Raw genomic sequence first — 15,214 nt, forward strand, 5'->3', positions numbered from 1 at the left:
TCAGATGTAAAAAAACCGGGCATAAGCCCGGTCTTTTCATGCATCTACAGATTATTCAGCAGTTGCTACTTCTGCTTTTGACTCTGCACGATCAACGAGCTCGATGTATGCCATCGGCGCATTGTCGCCTGCACGGAAGCCACACTTAAGAATACGAGTGTAACCACCGGCACGGCTCGCGAAACGCGGGCCCAGTTCATTAAACAGTTTTGCCACGATCTCGTTATCACGAGTACGGGCGAATGCCAGACGACGATTTGCAACGTTGTCGGTCTTGGCAAGAGTAATCAGCGGCTCAACAACGCGACGCAGCTCTTTCGCTTTCGGCAGGGTCGTCTTGATGATCTCATGACGAACCAAAGAGCCGGCCATGTTACGGAACATAGCCTGTCGGTGGCTGCTGTTACGGTTCAGTTGACGACCACTCTTACGATGGCGCATGACCTTATCCTTCTCAGTAAAACCTTAACCTGTGATCCGGTTACTCGTCAGCAATACTTGCTGGTGGCCAGTTTTCCAGGCGCATGCCCAGAGACAAACCACGGGACGCAAGTACGTCTTTGATCTCAGTAAGAGATTTTTTACCCAGGTTAGGTGTTTTAAGTAACTCAACCTCGGTACGCTGTACCAGATCACCGATGTAGTGGATTGCTTCTGCCTTAAGGCAGTTAGCAGAGCGGACAGTCAATTCCAGATCGTCAACAGGGCGCAGCAGGATTGGATCGAATTCCGGCTTCTCTTCTTTGACTTCCGGCTGACGTACATCACGTAAATCAACGAAAGCTTCAAGTTGTTCAGCAAGAATGGTTGCCGCACGACGGATCGCCTCTTCAGGATCGATCGTACCGTTGGTTTCCATTTCGATAACCAGCTTGTCCAAATCAGTACGCTGTTCTACACGCGCTGCTTCAACATTGTAGGCAATTCGCTCTACAGGGCTGTAGCATGCATCTACTAACAGACGACCAATTGGGCGCTCATCTTCTTCCGAATGAATTCGGGCAGACGCCGGCACATAACCACGACCGCGCTGAACTTTGATGCGCATGCTAATAGCAGCGTTCTCATCGGTCAGGTGGCAAATGACATGTTGCGGCTTGACGATTTCGACATCACCATCATGGGTAATGTCGGCTGCAGTCACAGGGCCAATGCCAGACTTATTCAGGGTAAGAATAACTTCATCTTTACCTTGAACTCTCACCGCCAGCCCTTTCAGGTTGAGCAGGATCTCCAGGATATCTTCCTGTACGCCTTCTTTGGTGCTGTACTCATGCAGTACACCATCAATCTCAACCTCGGTCACCGCGCAACCCGGCATGGATGAAAGCAGAATACGGCGCAGTGCGTTGCCTAAAGTATGGCCAAAGCCACGTTCTAAAGGCTCAAGGGTCACCTTGGCGTGCGTCGAACTGACTTGCTCGATATCTACCAGGCGCGGTTTTAGAAACTCTGTCACAGAACCCTGCATTGTGTCCTCTCTTTGGTACTAAGCTTTACTTGGAGTAAAGCTCGACGATCAGGTGTTCGTTAATGTCGGAAGACAGATCAGTACGTTCAGGCATACGCTTGAACACACCTTCCATCTTAGCAGCATCAACTTCAAGCCAAGTCGGCTTTTCACGCTGTTCAGCCAACTCCAAAGCGGCCTTCACGCGAGATTGCTTTTTAGCTTTCTCACGGATGCTGACAACGTCATTCGGAGATACCTGATAAGAAGCGATGTTAACAACGCGACCGTTTACGATGATAGCTTTGTGGCTAACTAACTGGCGCGATTCCGCACGAGTAGCGCCGAAGCCCATACGATAAACTACGTTGTCTAAACGACCCTCAAGCAGTTGCAACAGGTTTTCACCGGTGTTGCCTTTCAGGCGTGCTGCTTCTTTGTAATAGTTACGGAACTGGCGCTCCAGAACACCGTAAGTACGGCGAACTTTTTGCTTTTCACGTAACTGCACACCATAGTCAGACAGACGCGGTTTACGCGCACCATGCTGACCAGGAGCTTGTTCAATTTTACACTTGGTATCGATCGCGCGAACGCCAGATTTAAGGAATAAATCTGTGCCCTCACGACGGCTAAGCTTGAGCTTAGGACCCAAATATCTTGCCATTTTCTCTCTCCAACAAACCTAAAAGCAGCGTTATACGCGACGCTTTTTCGGCGGACGACAACCGTTATGAGGGATAGGAGTCACATCAGTAATATTAGTGATGCGGAAACCAGCCGCGTTTAACGCGCGGATAGTAGACTCACGACCAGGACCAGGTCCTTTAACCATAACTTCCAGATTCTTGATACCGTATTCTTTCACTGCGTCAGCGCAGCGCTCTGCTGCAACCTGAGCTGCGAACGGAGTGGATTTACGAGAACCACGGAAACCGGAACCACCAGCTGTTGCCCAACCCAAAGCATTACCCTGACGATCGGTAATGGTAACAATGGTGTTGTTGAAAGAAGCATGGATATGAGCCACGCCGTCAGAGACTTGTTTTCTTACACGTTTACGTGTACGAACAGGTGCCTTTGCCATTTATTCAATCACCCCGATTATTTCTTGATCGGTTTACGCGGACCCTTACGGGTACGTGCGTTAGTCTTGGTACGCTGACCGCGTACTGGAAGACCACGACGATGACGCAAACCACGATAAGTCCCAAGGTCCATAAGACGCTTGATGCTCAGGGTGACTTCACGACGCAGATCACCTTCAACAATGAACTTGGCAACTTCGTCACGCAGTTTTTCGATTTGCTCTTCAGACAGCTCACTGATCTTAACATTTTCAGCAATACCGGATGCAGCACAGATAGACTGTGAGCGGGTTTTACCGATGCCGTAGATCGAAGTTAATGCGATCACGGTATGTTTCTGATCAGGAATGTTAATGCCTGCTATACGGGCCACTATGCACTCCTACTATTTATATACGGCAACACCATTCTGAAAAGCCCGTTTTCAGGATACTCAAATAGTATTGCTGCTTACATACAAAAGATTGGCTGGCTAATCTAGCCAGCTCAACCCAACTTTGCAAGAAAAATATGCGAGATAATCAGCCTTGACGCTGTTTATGCTTCGGCTCTGCGCTGCAGATTACGCGAACGATACCGTTACGCTTAACAATTTTGCAGTTACGACATAATTTCTTGACGGAAGCACGAACTTTCATTTTTACTCTCCGTAACTTCGCAAACTCACCAGATTAGCGGTTATAGCCTTTCAGGTTTGCTTTCTTCAATGCAGACTCGTACTGACTTGACATCATCAGAGTTTGCACTTGAGCCATAAAGTCCATGATAACGACGACTACGATGAGTAGAGAAGTACCACCAAAGTAGAATGGAACTTTCATCGCGTCACGCATGAACTCCGGGATAAGGCAGATGAAAGTAATATACATCGCACCAATTAAGGTTAAACGAGTCATTACTTTATCGATGTACTTCGCCGTTTGCTCTCCCGGACGAATTCCTGGTACAAATGCACCGGACTTCTTCAGGTTATCTGCTGTCTCACGCGGGTTGAACACCAACGCAGTATAAAAGAAACAGAAGAAGATGATTGCAGTCGCATAGAGTAACACATAAAGCGGTTGTCCAGGCTGCAAATACAGCGAAATCGTAGTCAGCCAGTTCCAACCAGTCCCGCCCCCAAACCATGATGCAATCGTGGCAGGGAACAGAATGATGCTGGAAGCGAAGATCGCTGGGATAACCCCGGCCATATTCACTTTCAACGGTAAGTGCGTGCTCTGTGCTGCATAGACACGACGACCTTGTTGGCGTTTAGCGTAGTTAACGACGATACGACGTTGGCCACGTTCAACAAACACCACAAAGAAAGTCACTGCAAACACTAAAACTGCAACCAACAGCAACAGGAGGAAGTGCAGGTCGCCTTGCCGAGCTTGTTCGATAGTATGTGCAATCGCCGGCGGAAGCCCCGCTACGATACCAGCAAAGATAATGATTGAAATACCGTTACCGATACCTCGTTCAGTTATCTGCTCACCCAGCCACATCAGGAACATTGTCCCGGTCACTAAGCTCACAACTGCAGTAAAGTAGAACGCAAAGCCTGGATTTAACACCAGGCCCTGCATACCAGGCATGTTCGGCAGACCGGTAGCAATACCGATCGACTGAAACACTGCCAATACCAGCGTACCGTAACGGGTGTACTGACTAATCTTACGACGGCCAGCCTCCCCTTCTTTCTTAATTTCTGCTAACGCTGGATGAACCACCGTTAACAGCTGGATAATGATCGATGCCGAAATATACGGCATGATCCCCAGAGCAAAGATTGAAGCACGGCTAAGGGCACCACCAGAGAACATGTTAAACATTTCAATGATGGTACCTCTTTGCTGCTCGAGCAATTTGGCAAGTACAGTGGCATCAATACCAGGGATCGGAATAAAAGAGCCGATACGGAAAACAATCAGCGCACCGATAACAAACAAAAGTCTGCGCTTCAGTTCGCCTAGTCCACCCTTGGCACTTTGAAAATCTAATCCCGGTTGCTTAGCCATCTGCTACTTATTCCTCAATTTTACCGCCAGCAGCTTCGATAGCAACACGAGCGCCTTTGGTGACACGCAAACCACGCAGAGTTACCGCACGACCAACTTCGCCAGAAAGGATTACTTTCGCGAACTCGATCTGGATACCAACTACGTTAGCGGCTTTCAGCGCGTTCAGGTCGATCACGTCGCCTTCCACCAGAGCCAGTTCAGACAGACGAACTTCTGCCGTGATCATAGCTTTGCGGGAGGTGAAGCCGAATTTCGGCAAACGACGATATAAAGGCATCTGACCACCTTCAAAACCACGACGTACGCCACCACCAGAACGTGAGTTCTGACCTTTGTGACCACGGCCGCCGGTTTTACCCAGGCCAGAACCAATACCACGACCTACACGCCTTGGCGCTTGTTTGGCACCATCAGCCGGAGACAGAGTATTTAAACGCATCTCTTACTCCTCAACCTTAACCATGTAGGAAACCAGGTTGATCATACCGCGTACAGCAGGAGTATCCTCGCGCTCAACGGTGTGACCAATACGACGCAGACCCAGGCCCAGCAACGTAGCTTTATGCTTCGGCAGACGGCCAATAGAACTGCGAGTTTGTGTAACTTTAATAGTCTTTGCCATGGTTAATTACCCCAGAATTTCTTCAACGGATTTACCACGCTTGGCAGCGACCATTTGTGGGGATTTCATATTTGCCAAAGCGTCGATAGTTGCACGAACCACGTTGATCGGGTTAGTAGAACCATAAGCTTTAGCCAATACGTTATGTACCCCTGCAACTTCCAGGACGGCGCGCATTGCACCACCGGCGATAATACCGGTACCTTCGGAAGCCGGCTGCATGAACACACGGGAACCCGTATGAGCACCTTTAACAGGATGCTGCAGGGTGCCGCTATTCAGCGCGACATTCAACATGTTGCGACGGGCTTTTTCCATCGCTTTCTGGATCGCTGCCGGAACTTCGCGTGCTTTGCCGTAGCCAAAACCAACGCGACCGTTACCATCACCAACTACTGTCAGTGCGGTAAAGCTGAAGATACGGCCACCTTTTACGGTTTTAGATACGCGATTTACCGCGATCAGCTTTTCCTGCAGTTCGCCAGCTTGTTTTTCGATGTGAGCCATCTTAAACCTCTTCCTTAGAACTGAAGGCCAGCTTCACGGGCAGCATCTGCCAGTGCCTGGACTCGACCATGATATTGGAAACCGGAACGGTCAAAGGATACTTTCGTGATCCCTTTTTCCAATGCGCGTTCTGCGATAGCTTTACCTACAGCAGTGGCAGCATCTTTGTTGCCGGTATACTTCAGTTGCTCAGTGATAGTTTTTTCTACAGTAGATGCAGCAACTATTACTTCAGAACCGTTTGGTGCGATGACCTGTGCGTAAATATGACGCGGGGTACGATGTACCACCAGACGAGTCGCACCCAATTCTTTGAGCTTGCGGCGTGCGCGGGTCGCACGACGGATACGAGCAGATTTCTTATCCATAGTGTTACCTTACTTCTTCTTAGCCTCTTTGGTACGCACGACTTCGTCGGCGTAACGGACACCCTTGCCTTTATAAGGCTCAGGACGACGGTAGGCACGTAAATCCGCAGCAACCTGACCGATAACCTGTTTATCAGCGCCTTTCAGCACGATTTCGGTTTGGGTCGGACATTCTGCAGTAATGCCTTCCGGCAGTTGGTGATCGACCGGGTGAGAGAAGCCTAAGGCTAAATTCACCACGTTGCCTTTAACAGCAGCACGATAACCAACACCTACCAGTTGAAGCTTTTTAGTGAAGCCGTCGGTAACACCTACAACCATAGAGTTCAACAGTGCACGAGTGGTACCCGCTTGGGCCCAACCGTCTGCAGCGCCTTCGCGTGGAGCGAAAGTCAGTGCATTTTCTTCCTGCTTAACTACAACAGCGTTATGGATAGTACGTGACAGCTCGCCGTTTTTACCCTTAATCGAAATAACCTGACCGTTGAGTTTTACCTCTACGCCGGCAGGAATGACGACGGGTGCTTTTGCAACACGAGACATTCTTTCCTCCCAATTAAGCTACGTAGCAGATAATCTCGCCACCAAGACCAGCCTGGCGAGCTGCACGATCGGTCATAACACCTTTAGAGGTAGAAATAACAGCGATACCCATACCGGCCATAACTTTTGGCAGCTCATCTTTTTTCTTGTAGATGCGCAGACCTGGACGGCTGATACGTTGAATGCTTTCTACCACTGCCTTGCCCTGGAAGTACTTCAGTACTAATTCCAGTTCAGGTTTGGCGTCGCCTTCGATTTTAAATTCTTCAATGTAGCCTTCTTCCTTCAGCACGTTGGCAATAGCCACTTTCAGCTTGGAGGAAGGCATGGTGACCGCAACTTTGTTCGCGGCTTGACCGTTACGGATACGGGTCAGCATATCCGCGATCGGATCTTGCATGCTCATCTGTCTTTACTCCCGTGATTCAATTGGTGACAATTACCAGCTAGCCTTCTTAAGACCCGGAATTTCACCGCGCATAGCGGCTTCACGGACCTTAATACGGCTCAACCCGAACTTCCGCAGGAAAGCATGCGGACGGCCAGTTTGACGGCAGCGGTTACGCTGACGAGACGGGCTGGAATCACGCGGCAGAGACTGCAGCTTAAGAACAGCATCCCAACGATCTTCGTCGGATGAGTTCACACCAGAGATAATAGCTTTCAATTCCTCGCGTTTAGCGCGGTATTTATCAGCCAGTTTTACGCGAACGACTTCGCGTGCTTTCATGGATTGCTTAGCCATTAGTAACCCTGCCTTACTTGCGGAACGGGAAGTTAAAGGCTGCCAGCAATGCACGGCCTTCATCATCGGATTTCGCAGTAGTGGTGATAGTAATATCTAAACCACGAACGCGATCGACTTTATCATAATCGATTTCCGGGAAGATGATCTGTTCACGCACGCCCATGCTGTAGTTACCACGACCATCGAAAGACTTAGCAGACAAGCCGCGGAAGTCACGAATACGTGGTACAGCAATGGAGACCAGACGCTCAAAGAATTCCCACATGCGTTCGCCGCGGAGGGTTACTTTACAGCCGATCGGATAGCCCTGACGGATTTTGAAGCCTGCAACTGATTTGCGTGCTTTGGTGATCAGCGGTTTTTGACCGGAGATTGCTGCCAGGTCAGCTGCTGCGTTATCCAGCAGTTTCTTGTCAGCGATCGCTTCACCAACACCCATGTTCAGGGTGATCTTCTCGACCCGAGGGACTTGCATGACAGAATTGTAACCAAACTCAGCCATGAGTTTTTTTACGACATCGTCTTTGTAGTAATCATGCAGTTTCGCCATCGTACTACTCCAAATTACTTGATAGTTACGCTGTTAGATTTGAAGAAACGGACTTTTTTGCCGTCTTCGAATCTAAAGCCTACACGGTCCGCCTTGCCAGTAGCCGTGTTGAAGAGAGCAACGTTAGAAACCGGAATTGCAGCTTCTTTTTCAACGATGCCACCTGGTTGGTTCAGGGCCGGTACAGGCTTCTGATGTTTTTTAACCAGGTTCATACCTTCAACAATGACCTTGCCAGAAGACAGGACATTTTTTACTTTACCGCGCTTACCTTTATCTTTACCGGTAAGCAGGATAACTTCGTCATCGCGACGGATTTTCGCTGCCATGGTTCGCTCCTTAGAGTACTTCTGGTGCCAGAGAGATAATTTTCATGAACTTCTCATTACGCAGTTCACGAGTTACCGGCCCAAAAATACGCGTGCCGATTGGTTGCTCGCTGTTATTATTTAAAATAACGCATGCATTACCATCGAAGCGAATGACAGAACCGTCCGGGCGACGAACACCCTTCTTGGTGCGCACCACTACCGCCTTCAGCACATCGCCTTTCTTCACCTTACCGCGAGGAATTGCTTCCTTGATGGTAATTTTGATGATGTCGCCGACGCCTGCGTAGCGACGGTGCGAGCCACCTAGAACCTTGATACACATTACGCGACGTGCACCGGAGTTGTCGGCCACGGTCAGCATAGTCTGTTCTTGGATCATGTTAGTGCTCCGCTAATGTCAACTACAACTTTAGGACCCAGGATAGGTCGTTAAGAAATCCCCACAATATGAGGGCGCGGCATTATAACACCGGTTCCCGATTATGGGTAGAAAAAATAAACGGCCCACGTACATGAGCCGTTTATCTATTTTCGAGAGGCGCTACTGTATTACAGAATCGCTTTCTCTACAACGCGAACCAAGGTCCAAGACTTAGTCTTAGACAGTGGACGGCATTCGCTGATTTCCACAACGTCGCCGATACCACATTCATTGTTCTCGTCATGTACGTGCAATTTAGTCGTACGTTTGATGAACTTACCGTAGATCGGGTGTTTCACCACACGTTCAATCGCAACAACAATGGATTTTTCCATTTTGTCACTGATTACACGACCCTGCAGAGTACGGATCTTATCAGTCATTACGCACCCGCCTTTTCAGTCAGTAAAGTTTTCACACGTGCTACATCACGACGCACTTGTTTCAACAGGTGTGTTTGCTGCAACTGGCCGCTTGCCGTTTGCATGCGCAGGTTAAACTGCTCACGCAAAAGGTTCAGCAACTCAGTGTTCAGCTCTTCCACGCTTTTTTCGCGCAGCTCTTGTGCTTTCATTACATCACCGTCTTAGTTACAAAGGTGGTTTTGATAGGCAGTTTGGCTGCTGCCAGCTGGAAGGCTTCACGAGCCAGCTCTTCAGGCACACCGTCCATTTCGTACAGGACTTTACCAGGCTGGATCAAAGCAACCCAATACTCTACGTTGCCTTTACCTTTACCCATACGAACTTCGAGCGGTTTCTCGGTGATCGGTTTGTCCGGGAATACTCGGATCCAGATCTTACCTTGACGCTTAACTGCACGGGTCATCGCACGACGTGCTGCTTCAATTTGACGAGCAGTCAGACGACCACGGCCAACAGCTTTCAGACCGTAAGTGCCGAAGCTCACATCCGTACCTTGCGCAAGACCACGGTTGCGGCCCTTGTGCACCTTACGGAATTTTGTACGCTTTGGTTGTAACATCAGCGACTCTCCTTACTTGCGGCCTTTACGCTGCTGCTTTTTAGGTTGAGCAGCCGGTTCCGGTTGTTCAACTGCAGCCATACCACCCAGGATCTCACCTTTGAAGATCCATACCTTAACGCCGATTACACCGTAAGTGGTGTGCGCTTCAGATGTGTTGTAATCGATATCCGCACGCAGAGTGTGCAACGGAACACGACCTTCACGGTACCATTCGGTACGCGCGATTTCAGCACCGCCAAGGCGGCCGCTTACTTCAACTTTGATACCTTTAGCGCCAAGACGCATTGCGTTCTGTACTGCACGCTTCATAGCACGACGGAACATAACGCGACGTTCCAGCTGTGAAGTGATGCTGTCAGCAACCAATTTTGCGTCCAGTTCCGGTTTACGGACTTCGGCGATGTTAATCTGCGCAGGAACGCCAGCGATATCCGCTACGACCTTACGCAGTTTTTCGACATCTTCACCTTTCTTGCCGATAACGATGCCAGGACGAGCAGTGTGAATAGTCACACGGATGCTCTTCGCTGGACGCTCGATAACGATGCGAGAAACGGAAGCTTTCGCCAATTCCTTAGTCAGGAACTGACGAACTTTAAAGTCGCCGTCCAGGTTGTCAGCGAAATCTTTGGTATTTGCATACCAAGTAGAGTTCCAAGGTTTGACAATACCCAGTCGAATACCATTAGGATGTACTTTCTGACCCATTGCTAGTCTCCAGAGTCTCAGCGATCGGACACAACCACAGTAATGTGGCTGGTGCGCTTCAGAATGCGATCTGCACGACCTTTAGCACGCGGCATAATGCGCTTCATGCTTGGGCCTTCGTCTACGAAAATCTTCGTGACTTTCAGATCATCGATGTCAGCGCCATCGTTGTGTTCTGCGTTAGCAATGGCAGACTCCAGCACCTTCTTAACCAGACCAGCAGCTTTCTTGTTGGTATAGGCCAGAGTTTCCAGAGCTTGCGACACTTTCTTACCGCGAATCAGGTCAGCAACAAGGCGAACCTTCTGAGCAGAAGAACGAGCGTGGCGATGTTTAGCGATAGTTTCCATCTCTTCCTCCTACCTTAGCGCTTTTTAGCTTTTTTATCAGCCGCATGGCCGCGATAAGTACGAGTCGGCGCGAATTCACCCAGTTTGTGACCGACCATTTCATCGGAAACAAATACTGGTACGTGCTGACGACCATTATGGACAGCGATGGTCAAACCGATCATGTTAGGAAAGATCGTTGAACGACGGGACCAAGTGCGCAAAGGCTTCTTGTCACCGCTTTCCACCGCTTTCTCTACCTTCTTCAGCAAGTGCAGGTCAATAAAAGGACCTTTCTTGAGAGAACGTGGCATGGCTTATCCTCTAATTATTTTTTACTACGGCGACGTACAATGAATTTATCAGTACGCTTGTTGCTACGGGTCTTCTTACCTTTGGTTTGAACGCCCCACGGAGTTACCGGGTGCTTACCAAAGTTACGACCTTCACCACCACCGTGTGGGTGATCGACTGGGTTCATCGCAGTACCGCGAACGGTAGGACGAATACCACGCCAACGAGCAGCACCTGCTTTACCCAGAACGCGAAGCATGTGTTCAGAGTTACCGACTTCACCTAAGGTGGCGCGGCAATCGATCTGAACTTTACGCATTTCGCCAGAGCGCAGACGCAGAGTTACGTAGGAACCGTCACGAGCAACGATCTGAACGTAGGCACCGGCTGAACGAGCCATCTGGCCGCCTTTACCTGGTTTCATTTCTACGTTGTGAACCGTTGAACCTACTGGGATGTTGCGCATAGGCAGGGTGTTACCTGTCTTGATTGCAGCATCAACGCCAGATTGGATCTGGTCACCCACTTTCAGGCCTTTCGGCGCCAGGATATAACGGCGTTCGCCGTCTTTGTACAGAACCAGCGCGATGTTCGCGGAACGGTTCGGATCGTACTCCAGACGCTCAACCACTGCAGCGATACCATCTTTGTTGCGTTTGAAGTCAACCAGACGATAATGCTGTTTGTGGCCACCACCGATATGACGGGTGGTGATACGGCCATTGTTGTTACGGCCACCGCTTTTGCTCAGTTTTTCAAGCAGCGGAGCATAAGGTTTACCCTTGTGCAGCTCAGGGTTAACCACTTTAACAACGTGGCGACGACCCGGAGATGTAGGTTTACATTTAACAATTGCCATTGTTCTTACTCCTCCGACTTACTCAGCGCCGCTGATGAAGTCCAGATTCTGGCCTTCTTTCAGGGTTACGTAAGCTTTTTTCCAGTCGCTACGACGACCAACACGCTGACCGTGACGTTTAACTTTGCCTTTAACAAGCAAGGTGTTCACATCTTCGACTTCGACTTCAAACAGTTTCGAAACCGCAGCTTTGATTTCCGCTTTAGTCGCGTCTTTGGCAACTTTGAGAACGATGGTGTTGTTCTTTTCCATCGCAGCAGACGCTTTTTCAGAAACGTGCGGCGCGCGCAGCACTTTCAGCAGACGTTCTTCACGAATCATGCCAGCATCTCCTCAACTTGCTTCACAGCGTCAGCAGTCATAACTACTTTGTCGAAGGCGATCAGGCTTACTGGATCGATACCTGCTACATCGCGAACGTCAACCTTGTACAGGTTACGTGCGGCCAGGAACAGATTCTCGTCGACTTCGCCAGTTACAATCAGCACGTCTTCCAGAGCCATGTCTTTCAGTTTCTGTGCCAGCAGCTTAGTTTTAGGCGCTTCTACAGAGAACGTCTCGACAACGATCAAACGATCTTGACGTACCAGTTCGGACAGGATGCTTTTCAGCGCGCCGCGGTACATCTTTTTATTTACTTTTTGACTGTGGTCCTGTGGCTTTGCAGCGAAGGTTACACCACCGGAACGCCAGATTGGGCTCTTTACAGAACCTGCACGCGCACGGCCAGTACCTTTCTGACGCCAAGGTTTTTTACCGGAACCGGTTACTTCAGCACGGGTCTTCTGAGCGCGAGTACCTTGACGGGCACCTGCTGCATAAGCAACAACGACCTGGTGTACCAGCGCTTCATTGAAATCACGCCCGAAGGTAGTTTCGGAAACAGTCAGCGCGCTCTGCGCGTCTTTCACTACTAATTCCATTCCTATCTCCTCGACGTTAAGCCTTAACAGCAGGTTTAACGATCAGGTTGCCACCGGTTGCACCCGGAACAGCACCCTTGACCAGCAGCAGGTTGCGCTCAGCGTCAACACGTACTACGTCCAGGCTTTGAACGGTTACACGCTCGTTACCCAGTTGGCCTGCCATTTTCTTGCCTTTGAACACTTTGCCCGGAGTCTGGTTCTGACCGATAGAACCCGGAACACGGTGAGACAAGGAGTTACCGTGGGTAGCGTCTTGGGTACGGAAATTCCAGCGCTTAACTGTGCCAGCAAAACCTTTACCTTTAGAAGTACCGGTAACATCAACTTTCTTAACGTCTGCGAAAATTTCGACGCTAATGTTCTGACCTGCAGTGAACTCTTCACCTTCTGCAAGGCGGAATTCCCACAGACCGCGGCCAGCTTCTACGCCAGCTTTAGCGAAGTGACCCGCTTCTGGTTTGGTTACACGGTTAGCTTTTTTGCTACCAGTAGTAACCTGTACAGCGCGGTAACCGTCGTTGTCCAGGTCTTTGACCTGAGTAACGCGGTTTGCTTCAATTTCGATAACGGTTACAGGGATAGAAACGCCATCTTCTGTGAAGATACGAGTCATACCCACTTTCTTACCGACTAAACCAATCATTGTTTCAACCTCTCAATCGCTCAATGACCCTGATTAACCCAGGCTGATCTGCACGTCTACACCAGCAGCCAGATCCAGACGCATCAGAGCATCAACGGTTTTCTCGGTTGGCTCAACGATGTCAACCAGACGCTTGTGAGTGCGAATCTCATACTGATCGCGCGCATCTTTATTGACGTGCGGAGAAATCAGAATGGTAAAGCGCTCTTTGCGGGTCGGCAGCGGGATTGGACCACGAACTTGCGCACCAGTGCGCTTCGCGGTCTCAACGATTTCCGCAGTTGATTGATCGATCAGACGATGATCAAACGCTTTCAGGCGGATACGGATTCTTTGGTTCTGCATGAGACCAGAGCTCCAATTATTTTAAACGTAAATGATTACTCCTCATACCCATTTCGATTGATGGGAGAGTGTAATCGTTCTTAACATAACCCCCATATCGGGAGTATTGTCGACCTGTAAGTAAACTTACTGGCCACTGATTCTTATCGAATCAGGCTTACCAATATTAGGTAAGCCCGCGCATTATACGTAAACAAGGGGAATAAGCAACAAGCTTTCATCAAGTATTGCTTTTATTTTGCTCGATATCCCCCTCCCCTCTTACGGCTCGCCAGCGCCTTTAGCAGTTTGTTGCGCAGTCGATATGGCCAGATCTTCATAGAGAAGATTCTTTACAGGGAAATGATATTCGAAGTGGGTTATTCGTAGGGGCAGCAGGAATGTGATTCCAGGGAAGGCGTGAAAAAACAGTTCTTACACAATTGCAGTCTTTTCATGTAATGAAGCGAGCTGTCTACATCAGCCAGAAAATGAGGTTATCTGGCCGATGCAATCATTCGGATATCAGCTAATGGCTTTGGGATTCTTCTTTTAACTGTGACTGAATGTAGTTCTGCAGGCCTATGCGTCCAATCAATTCGATCTCAGTTTCCAACCAGTCGATATGATGCTCTTCATCAGCCAGAATAGTAATCATCAAATCACGGCTGACATAATCGTGAACAGAATCTGCATAAGCAATCCCTTCGCGCAGATCTTTAGCACCCTCCAGTTCGAGCACTAAATCCGATTTCAGCATTTCCTCAACGTCTTCACCAATGTTGAGTTTGCCAAGGTCTTGCAGATTAGGGATGCCTTCAAGGAACAATATGCGCTCAATGTAGATATCGGCATGTTTCATTTCGTCTATAGACTCATGATACTCGATACCGTTCAGGCGCATTAGGCCCCAGTTTTTGAACATACGTGCATGAAGAAAATACTGATTGATAGCAACCAGTTCATTTCCAAGAAGTTTGTTGAGATGAGCAATGACTTTTTTATCGCCTTTCATAGGTAACTCCTCCGTTCCGGTATCTAAAGAGTAGATCCGGTACAGAGTAAGTCAAAAAAAAGGCACACTTTTAAGCTAAGTATTTTTACGCAATGTTTTTGAACTCAGGAATTTGCTGTAATTCATCTTCCATTATCTGGCGTGCCGCGCGGACACATTTGCCACATTGGGTTCCTACAGGAACAAAATTTCTTAACTGTTGAAACGTTTGCGGCTGATAACGTCTGACAGCCTGTCTGATCGTTTTATCACTCACTGAATTGCACAAACACACGTACATAGAAACCACACTTCGTATAAATCTTACACTAACTGTAAATGAGAATGGTTATTATTGCAAATGTAGTTTGCACTCTTTCAGGATCAAATTTTGGGCAATAAAAAAGGGTGCCGAAGCACCCCTTTTTTGCTCTTAATTATCAGCGATTAAGCGATAACTTTAGCAACAACACCAGCACCTACAGTACGGCCGCCTTCACGGATTGCGAAACGCA

The 15,214-nt window shown here is 48.9% G+C and carries 31 protein-coding genes; all 31 read right to left on the reverse strand.

Annotated elements, in window-relative coordinates; translation table 11 throughout:
* Nucleotides 1–51 precede the first annotated feature (51 nt).
* Nucleotides 52–441, reverse strand: coding sequence for a 50S ribosomal protein L17 (gene rplQ / locus D5398_RS24625; protein ID WP_013573706.1), 390 nt, complete (start codon nucleotides 439–441; stop codon nucleotides 52–54).
* Between the two features lie 40 nt (nucleotides 442–481).
* Nucleotides 482–1,471, reverse strand: a complete 990-nt coding sequence (locus D5398_RS24630; RefSeq protein ID WP_002919219.1) for a DNA-directed RNA polymerase subunit alpha — start codon at nucleotides 1,469–1,471, stop codon at nucleotides 482–484.
* Between the two features lie 25 nt (nucleotides 1,472–1,496).
* Nucleotides 1,497–2,117: a 30S ribosomal protein S4 gene (gene rpsD, locus D5398_RS24635; protein ID WP_112288139.1), complete on the reverse strand. Its 621-nt coding sequence runs from the start codon at nucleotides 2,115–2,117 to the stop codon at nucleotides 1,497–1,499.
* Between the two features lie 30 nt (nucleotides 2,118–2,147).
* Nucleotides 2,148–2,537 carry a 30S ribosomal protein S11 gene (gene rpsK / locus D5398_RS24640; RefSeq protein ID WP_004929731.1) on the reverse strand — a complete coding sequence of 130 codons (390 nt, stop codon included), beginning with the start codon at nucleotides 2,535–2,537 and terminating at the stop codon, nucleotides 2,148–2,150.
* A gap of 17 nt (nucleotides 2,538–2,554) precedes the next feature.
* A complete protein-coding gene (gene rpsM / locus D5398_RS24645; protein ID WP_013573704.1) occupies nucleotides 2,555–2,911 on the reverse strand; it encodes a 30S ribosomal protein S13 in 357 nt (118 codons plus the stop codon).
* A 148-nt stretch (nucleotides 2,912–3,059) separates the two neighbouring features.
* Nucleotides 3,060–3,176 (reverse strand): 50S ribosomal protein L36, encoded by a 117-nt coding sequence (gene rpmJ / locus D5398_RS24650; RefSeq protein WP_012768118.1) that lies wholly within the window; start codon nucleotides 3,174–3,176, stop codon nucleotides 3,060–3,062.
* Nucleotides 3,177–3,209: 33 nt separating this feature from the next.
* Entirely contained in the window at nucleotides 3,210–4,541 is a 1,332-nt protein-coding gene (gene secY, locus D5398_RS24655; protein WP_013573703.1) for a preprotein translocase subunit SecY, read from the reverse strand.
* Nucleotides 4,542–4,548: 7 nt separating this feature from the next.
* The gene (gene rplO, locus D5398_RS24660) at nucleotides 4,549–4,983 is read right to left on the reverse strand and encodes a 50S ribosomal protein L15 (RefSeq protein WP_013573702.1); all 435 of its coding nucleotides are present in this window, start codon (nucleotides 4,981–4,983) and stop codon (nucleotides 4,549–4,551) included.
* A 3-nt stretch (nucleotides 4,984–4,986) separates the two neighbouring features.
* Nucleotides 4,987–5,166, reverse strand: a complete 180-nt coding sequence (gene rpmD, locus D5398_RS24665; protein WP_013573701.1) for a 50S ribosomal protein L30 — start codon at nucleotides 5,164–5,166, stop codon at nucleotides 4,987–4,989.
* A gap of 6 nt (nucleotides 5,167–5,172) precedes the next feature.
* Nucleotides 5,173–5,673, reverse strand: coding sequence for a 30S ribosomal protein S5 (gene rpsE / locus D5398_RS24670; protein WP_101080135.1), 501 nt, complete (start codon nucleotides 5,671–5,673; stop codon nucleotides 5,173–5,175).
* A 14-nt stretch (nucleotides 5,674–5,687) separates the two neighbouring features.
* Complete coding sequence (rplR, locus tag D5398_RS24675) at nucleotides 5,688–6,041, reverse strand: 50S ribosomal protein L18 (protein WP_013573699.1); 354 nt, start codon at nucleotides 6,039–6,041, stop codon at nucleotides 5,688–5,690.
* A 9-nt stretch (nucleotides 6,042–6,050) separates the two neighbouring features.
* A complete protein-coding gene (gene rplF, locus D5398_RS24680; RefSeq protein WP_120509963.1) occupies nucleotides 6,051–6,584 on the reverse strand; it encodes a 50S ribosomal protein L6 in 534 nt (177 codons plus the stop codon).
* 13 nt (nucleotides 6,585–6,597) lie between these two features.
* A complete protein-coding gene (rpsH, locus tag D5398_RS24685; protein WP_013573697.1) occupies nucleotides 6,598–6,990 on the reverse strand; it encodes a 30S ribosomal protein S8 in 393 nt (130 codons plus the stop codon).
* 33 nt (nucleotides 6,991–7,023) lie between these two features.
* Entirely contained in the window at nucleotides 7,024–7,329 is a 306-nt protein-coding gene (gene rpsN, locus D5398_RS24690; protein ID WP_013573696.1) for a 30S ribosomal protein S14, read from the reverse strand.
* 13 nt (nucleotides 7,330–7,342) lie between these two features.
* Nucleotides 7,343–7,882: a 50S ribosomal protein L5 gene (gene rplE / locus D5398_RS24695; RefSeq protein WP_120135144.1), complete on the reverse strand. Its 540-nt coding sequence runs from the start codon at nucleotides 7,880–7,882 to the stop codon at nucleotides 7,343–7,345.
* Between the two features lie 14 nt (nucleotides 7,883–7,896).
* Nucleotides 7,897–8,211 (reverse strand): 50S ribosomal protein L24, encoded by a 315-nt coding sequence (gene rplX, locus D5398_RS24700; RefSeq protein ID WP_120135145.1) that lies wholly within the window; start codon nucleotides 8,209–8,211, stop codon nucleotides 7,897–7,899.
* A gap of 10 nt (nucleotides 8,212–8,221) precedes the next feature.
* The gene (rplN, locus tag D5398_RS24705) at nucleotides 8,222–8,593 is read right to left on the reverse strand and encodes a 50S ribosomal protein L14 (protein ID WP_008457164.1); all 372 of its coding nucleotides are present in this window, start codon (nucleotides 8,591–8,593) and stop codon (nucleotides 8,222–8,224) included.
* Nucleotides 8,594–8,763: 170 nt separating this feature from the next.
* The gene (gene rpsQ / locus D5398_RS24710; RefSeq protein ID WP_014333604.1) at nucleotides 8,764–9,018 is read right to left on the reverse strand and encodes a 30S ribosomal protein S17; all 255 of its coding nucleotides are present in this window, start codon (nucleotides 9,016–9,018) and stop codon (nucleotides 8,764–8,766) included.
* On the reverse strand, nucleotides 9,018–9,209 hold the full coding sequence (gene rpmC / locus D5398_RS24715; RefSeq protein WP_013573692.1) for a 50S ribosomal protein L29: 192 nt from the start codon (nucleotides 9,207–9,209) through the stop codon (nucleotides 9,018–9,020). The genes rpsQ and rpmC overlap by 1 nt, the downstream gene beginning before the upstream one ends.
* On the reverse strand, nucleotides 9,209–9,619 hold the full coding sequence (rplP, locus tag D5398_RS24720; protein ID WP_009639183.1) for a 50S ribosomal protein L16: 411 nt from the start codon (nucleotides 9,617–9,619) through the stop codon (nucleotides 9,209–9,211). The genes rpmC and rplP overlap by 1 nt, the downstream gene beginning before the upstream one ends.
* A gap of 12 nt (nucleotides 9,620–9,631) precedes the next feature.
* Entirely contained in the window at nucleotides 9,632–10,330 is a 699-nt protein-coding gene (gene rpsC, locus D5398_RS24725; RefSeq protein WP_013573691.1) for a 30S ribosomal protein S3, read from the reverse strand.
* A 17-nt stretch (nucleotides 10,331–10,347) separates the two neighbouring features.
* Nucleotides 10,348–10,680: a 50S ribosomal protein L22 gene (gene rplV, locus D5398_RS24730; RefSeq protein ID WP_004391423.1), complete on the reverse strand. Its 333-nt coding sequence runs from the start codon at nucleotides 10,678–10,680 to the stop codon at nucleotides 10,348–10,350.
* Nucleotides 10,681–10,694: 14 nt separating this feature from the next.
* On the reverse strand, nucleotides 10,695–10,973 hold the full coding sequence (gene rpsS / locus D5398_RS24735) for a 30S ribosomal protein S19 (RefSeq protein WP_004929772.1): 279 nt from the start codon (nucleotides 10,971–10,973) through the stop codon (nucleotides 10,695–10,697).
* Between the two features lie 14 nt (nucleotides 10,974–10,987).
* Entirely contained in the window at nucleotides 10,988–11,812 is an 825-nt protein-coding gene (gene rplB / locus D5398_RS24740) for a 50S ribosomal protein L2 (RefSeq protein WP_112288137.1), read from the reverse strand.
* An 18-nt stretch (nucleotides 11,813–11,830) separates the two neighbouring features.
* Nucleotides 11,831–12,133 carry a 50S ribosomal protein L23 gene (gene rplW / locus D5398_RS24745; protein ID WP_120135146.1) on the reverse strand — a complete coding sequence of 101 codons (303 nt, stop codon included), beginning with the start codon at nucleotides 12,131–12,133 and terminating at the stop codon, nucleotides 11,831–11,833.
* The gene (gene rplD, locus D5398_RS24750) at nucleotides 12,130–12,735 is read right to left on the reverse strand and encodes a 50S ribosomal protein L4 (protein ID WP_009639177.1); all 606 of its coding nucleotides are present in this window, start codon (nucleotides 12,733–12,735) and stop codon (nucleotides 12,130–12,132) included. The genes rplW and rplD overlap by 4 nt, the downstream gene beginning before the upstream one ends.
* A 16-nt stretch (nucleotides 12,736–12,751) precedes the next feature.
* Nucleotides 12,752–13,381, reverse strand: coding sequence for a 50S ribosomal protein L3 (rplC, locus tag D5398_RS24755; RefSeq protein WP_013573687.1), 630 nt, complete (start codon nucleotides 13,379–13,381; stop codon nucleotides 12,752–12,754).
* A gap of 33 nt (nucleotides 13,382–13,414) precedes the next feature.
* Complete coding sequence (gene rpsJ / locus D5398_RS24760) at nucleotides 13,415–13,726, reverse strand: 30S ribosomal protein S10 (RefSeq protein WP_009639175.1); 312 nt, start codon at nucleotides 13,724–13,726, stop codon at nucleotides 13,415–13,417.
* Nucleotides 13,727–14,234: 508 nt separating this feature from the next.
* A complete protein-coding gene (gene bfr / locus D5398_RS24765; RefSeq protein ID WP_120135147.1) occupies nucleotides 14,235–14,720 on the reverse strand; it encodes a bacterioferritin in 486 nt (161 codons plus the stop codon).
* Between the two features lie 85 nt (nucleotides 14,721–14,805).
* Nucleotides 14,806–15,000 carry a bacterioferritin-associated ferredoxin gene (gene bfd, locus D5398_RS24770; protein WP_056778102.1) on the reverse strand — a complete coding sequence of 65 codons (195 nt, stop codon included), beginning with the start codon at nucleotides 14,998–15,000 and terminating at the stop codon, nucleotides 14,806–14,808.
* A gap of 146 nt (nucleotides 15,001–15,146) precedes the next feature.
* The coding region (locus D5398_RS25875) for an EF-Tu C-terminal domain-related protein (protein WP_130634147.1) at nucleotides 15,147–15,214 on the reverse strand (68 nt) is incomplete at its 5' end.

Origin of the sequence: Rahnella bruchi (genome assembly GCF_003614975.1) — a bacterium.
Taxonomy (GTDB): Bacteria; Pseudomonadota; Gammaproteobacteria; order Enterobacterales; family Enterobacteriaceae; genus Rahnella; species Rahnella bruchi.

Bases quoted from the DNA above. Each gene is read 5' to 3' on its own strand.
- rplQ (WP_013573706.1), bottom strand. From the start codon at position 441: ATGCGCCATCGTAAGAGTGGTCGTCAACTGAACCGTAACAGCAGCCAC.
- D5398_RS24630 (WP_002919219.1), bottom strand. From the start codon at position 1,471: ATGCAGGGTTCTGTGACAGAGTTTCTAAAACCGCGCCTGGTAGATATC.
- rpsD (WP_112288139.1), bottom strand. From the start codon at position 2,117: ATGGCAAGATATTTGGGTCCTAAGCTCAAGCTTAGCCGTCGTGAGGGC.
- rpsK (WP_004929731.1), bottom strand. From the start codon at position 2,537: ATGGCAAAGGCACCTGTTCGTACACGTAAACGTGTAAGAAAACAAGTC.
- rpmJ (WP_012768118.1), bottom strand. From the start codon at position 3,176: ATGAAAGTTCGTGCTTCCGTCAAGAAATTATGTCGTAACTGCAAAATT.
- secY (WP_013573703.1), bottom strand. From the start codon at position 4,541: ATGGCTAAGCAACCGGGATTAGATTTTCAAAGTGCCAAGGGTGGACTA.
- rplO (WP_013573702.1), bottom strand. From the start codon at position 4,983: ATGCGTTTAAATACTCTGTCTCCGGCTGATGGTGCCAAACAAGCGCCA.
- rpmD (WP_013573701.1), bottom strand. From the start codon at position 5,166: ATGGCAAAGACTATTAAAGTTACACAAACTCGCAGTTCTATTGGCCGT.
- rpsE (WP_101080135.1), bottom strand. From the start codon at position 5,673: ATGGCTCACATCGAAAAACAAGCTGGCGAACTGCAGGAAAAGCTGATC.
- rplR (WP_013573699.1), bottom strand. From the start codon at position 6,041: ATGGATAAGAAATCTGCTCGTATCCGTCGTGCGACCCGCGCACGCCGC.
- rplF (WP_120509963.1), bottom strand. From the start codon at position 6,584: ATGTCTCGTGTTGCAAAAGCACCCGTCGTCATTCCTGCCGGCGTAGAG.
- rpsH (WP_013573697.1), bottom strand. From the start codon at position 6,990: ATGAGCATGCAAGATCCGATCGCGGATATGCTGACCCGTATCCGTAAC.
- rpsN (WP_013573696.1), bottom strand. From the start codon at position 7,329: ATGGCTAAGCAATCCATGAAAGCACGCGAAGTCGTTCGCGTAAAACTG.
- rplE (WP_120135144.1), bottom strand. From the start codon at position 7,882: ATGGCGAAACTGCATGATTACTACAAAGACGATGTCGTAAAAAAACTC.
- rplX (WP_120135145.1), bottom strand. From the start codon at position 8,211: ATGGCAGCGAAAATCCGTCGCGATGACGAAGTTATCCTGCTTACCGGT.
- rplN (WP_008457164.1), bottom strand. From the start codon at position 8,593: ATGATCCAAGAACAGACTATGCTGACCGTGGCCGACAACTCCGGTGCA.
- rpsQ (WP_014333604.1), bottom strand. From the start codon at position 9,018: ATGACTGATAAGATCCGTACTCTGCAGGGTCGTGTAATCAGTGACAAA.
- rpmC (WP_013573692.1), bottom strand. From the start codon at position 9,209: ATGAAAGCACAAGAGCTGCGCGAAAAAAGCGTGGAAGAGCTGAACACT.
- rplP (WP_009639183.1), bottom strand. From the start codon at position 9,619: ATGTTACAACCAAAGCGTACAAAATTCCGTAAGGTGCACAAGGGCCGC.
- rpsC (WP_013573691.1), bottom strand. From the start codon at position 10,330: ATGGGTCAGAAAGTACATCCTAATGGTATTCGACTGGGTATTGTCAAA.
- rplV (WP_004391423.1), bottom strand. From the start codon at position 10,680: ATGGAAACTATCGCTAAACATCGCCACGCTCGTTCTTCTGCTCAGAAG.
- rpsS (WP_004929772.1), bottom strand. From the start codon at position 10,973: ATGCCACGTTCTCTCAAGAAAGGTCCTTTTATTGACCTGCACTTGCTG.
- rplB (WP_112288137.1), bottom strand. From the start codon at position 11,812: ATGGCAATTGTTAAATGTAAACCTACATCTCCGGGTCGTCGCCACGTT.
- rplW (WP_120135146.1), bottom strand. From the start codon at position 12,133: ATGATTCGTGAAGAACGTCTGCTGAAAGTGCTGCGCGCGCCGCACGTT.
- rplD (WP_009639177.1), bottom strand. From the start codon at position 12,735: ATGGAATTAGTAGTGAAAGACGCGCAGAGCGCGCTGACTGTTTCCGAA.
- rplC (WP_013573687.1), bottom strand. From the start codon at position 13,381: ATGATTGGTTTAGTCGGTAAGAAAGTGGGTATGACTCGTATCTTCACA.
- rpsJ (WP_009639175.1), bottom strand. From the start codon at position 13,726: ATGCAGAACCAAAGAATCCGTATCCGCCTGAAAGCGTTTGATCATCGT.
- bfr (WP_120135147.1), bottom strand. From the start codon at position 14,720: ATGAAAGGCGATAAAAAAGTCATTGCTCATCTCAACAAACTTCTTGGA.
- bfd (WP_056778102.1), bottom strand. From the start codon at position 15,000: ATGTACGTGTGTTTGTGCAATTCAGTGAGTGATAAAACGATCAGACAG.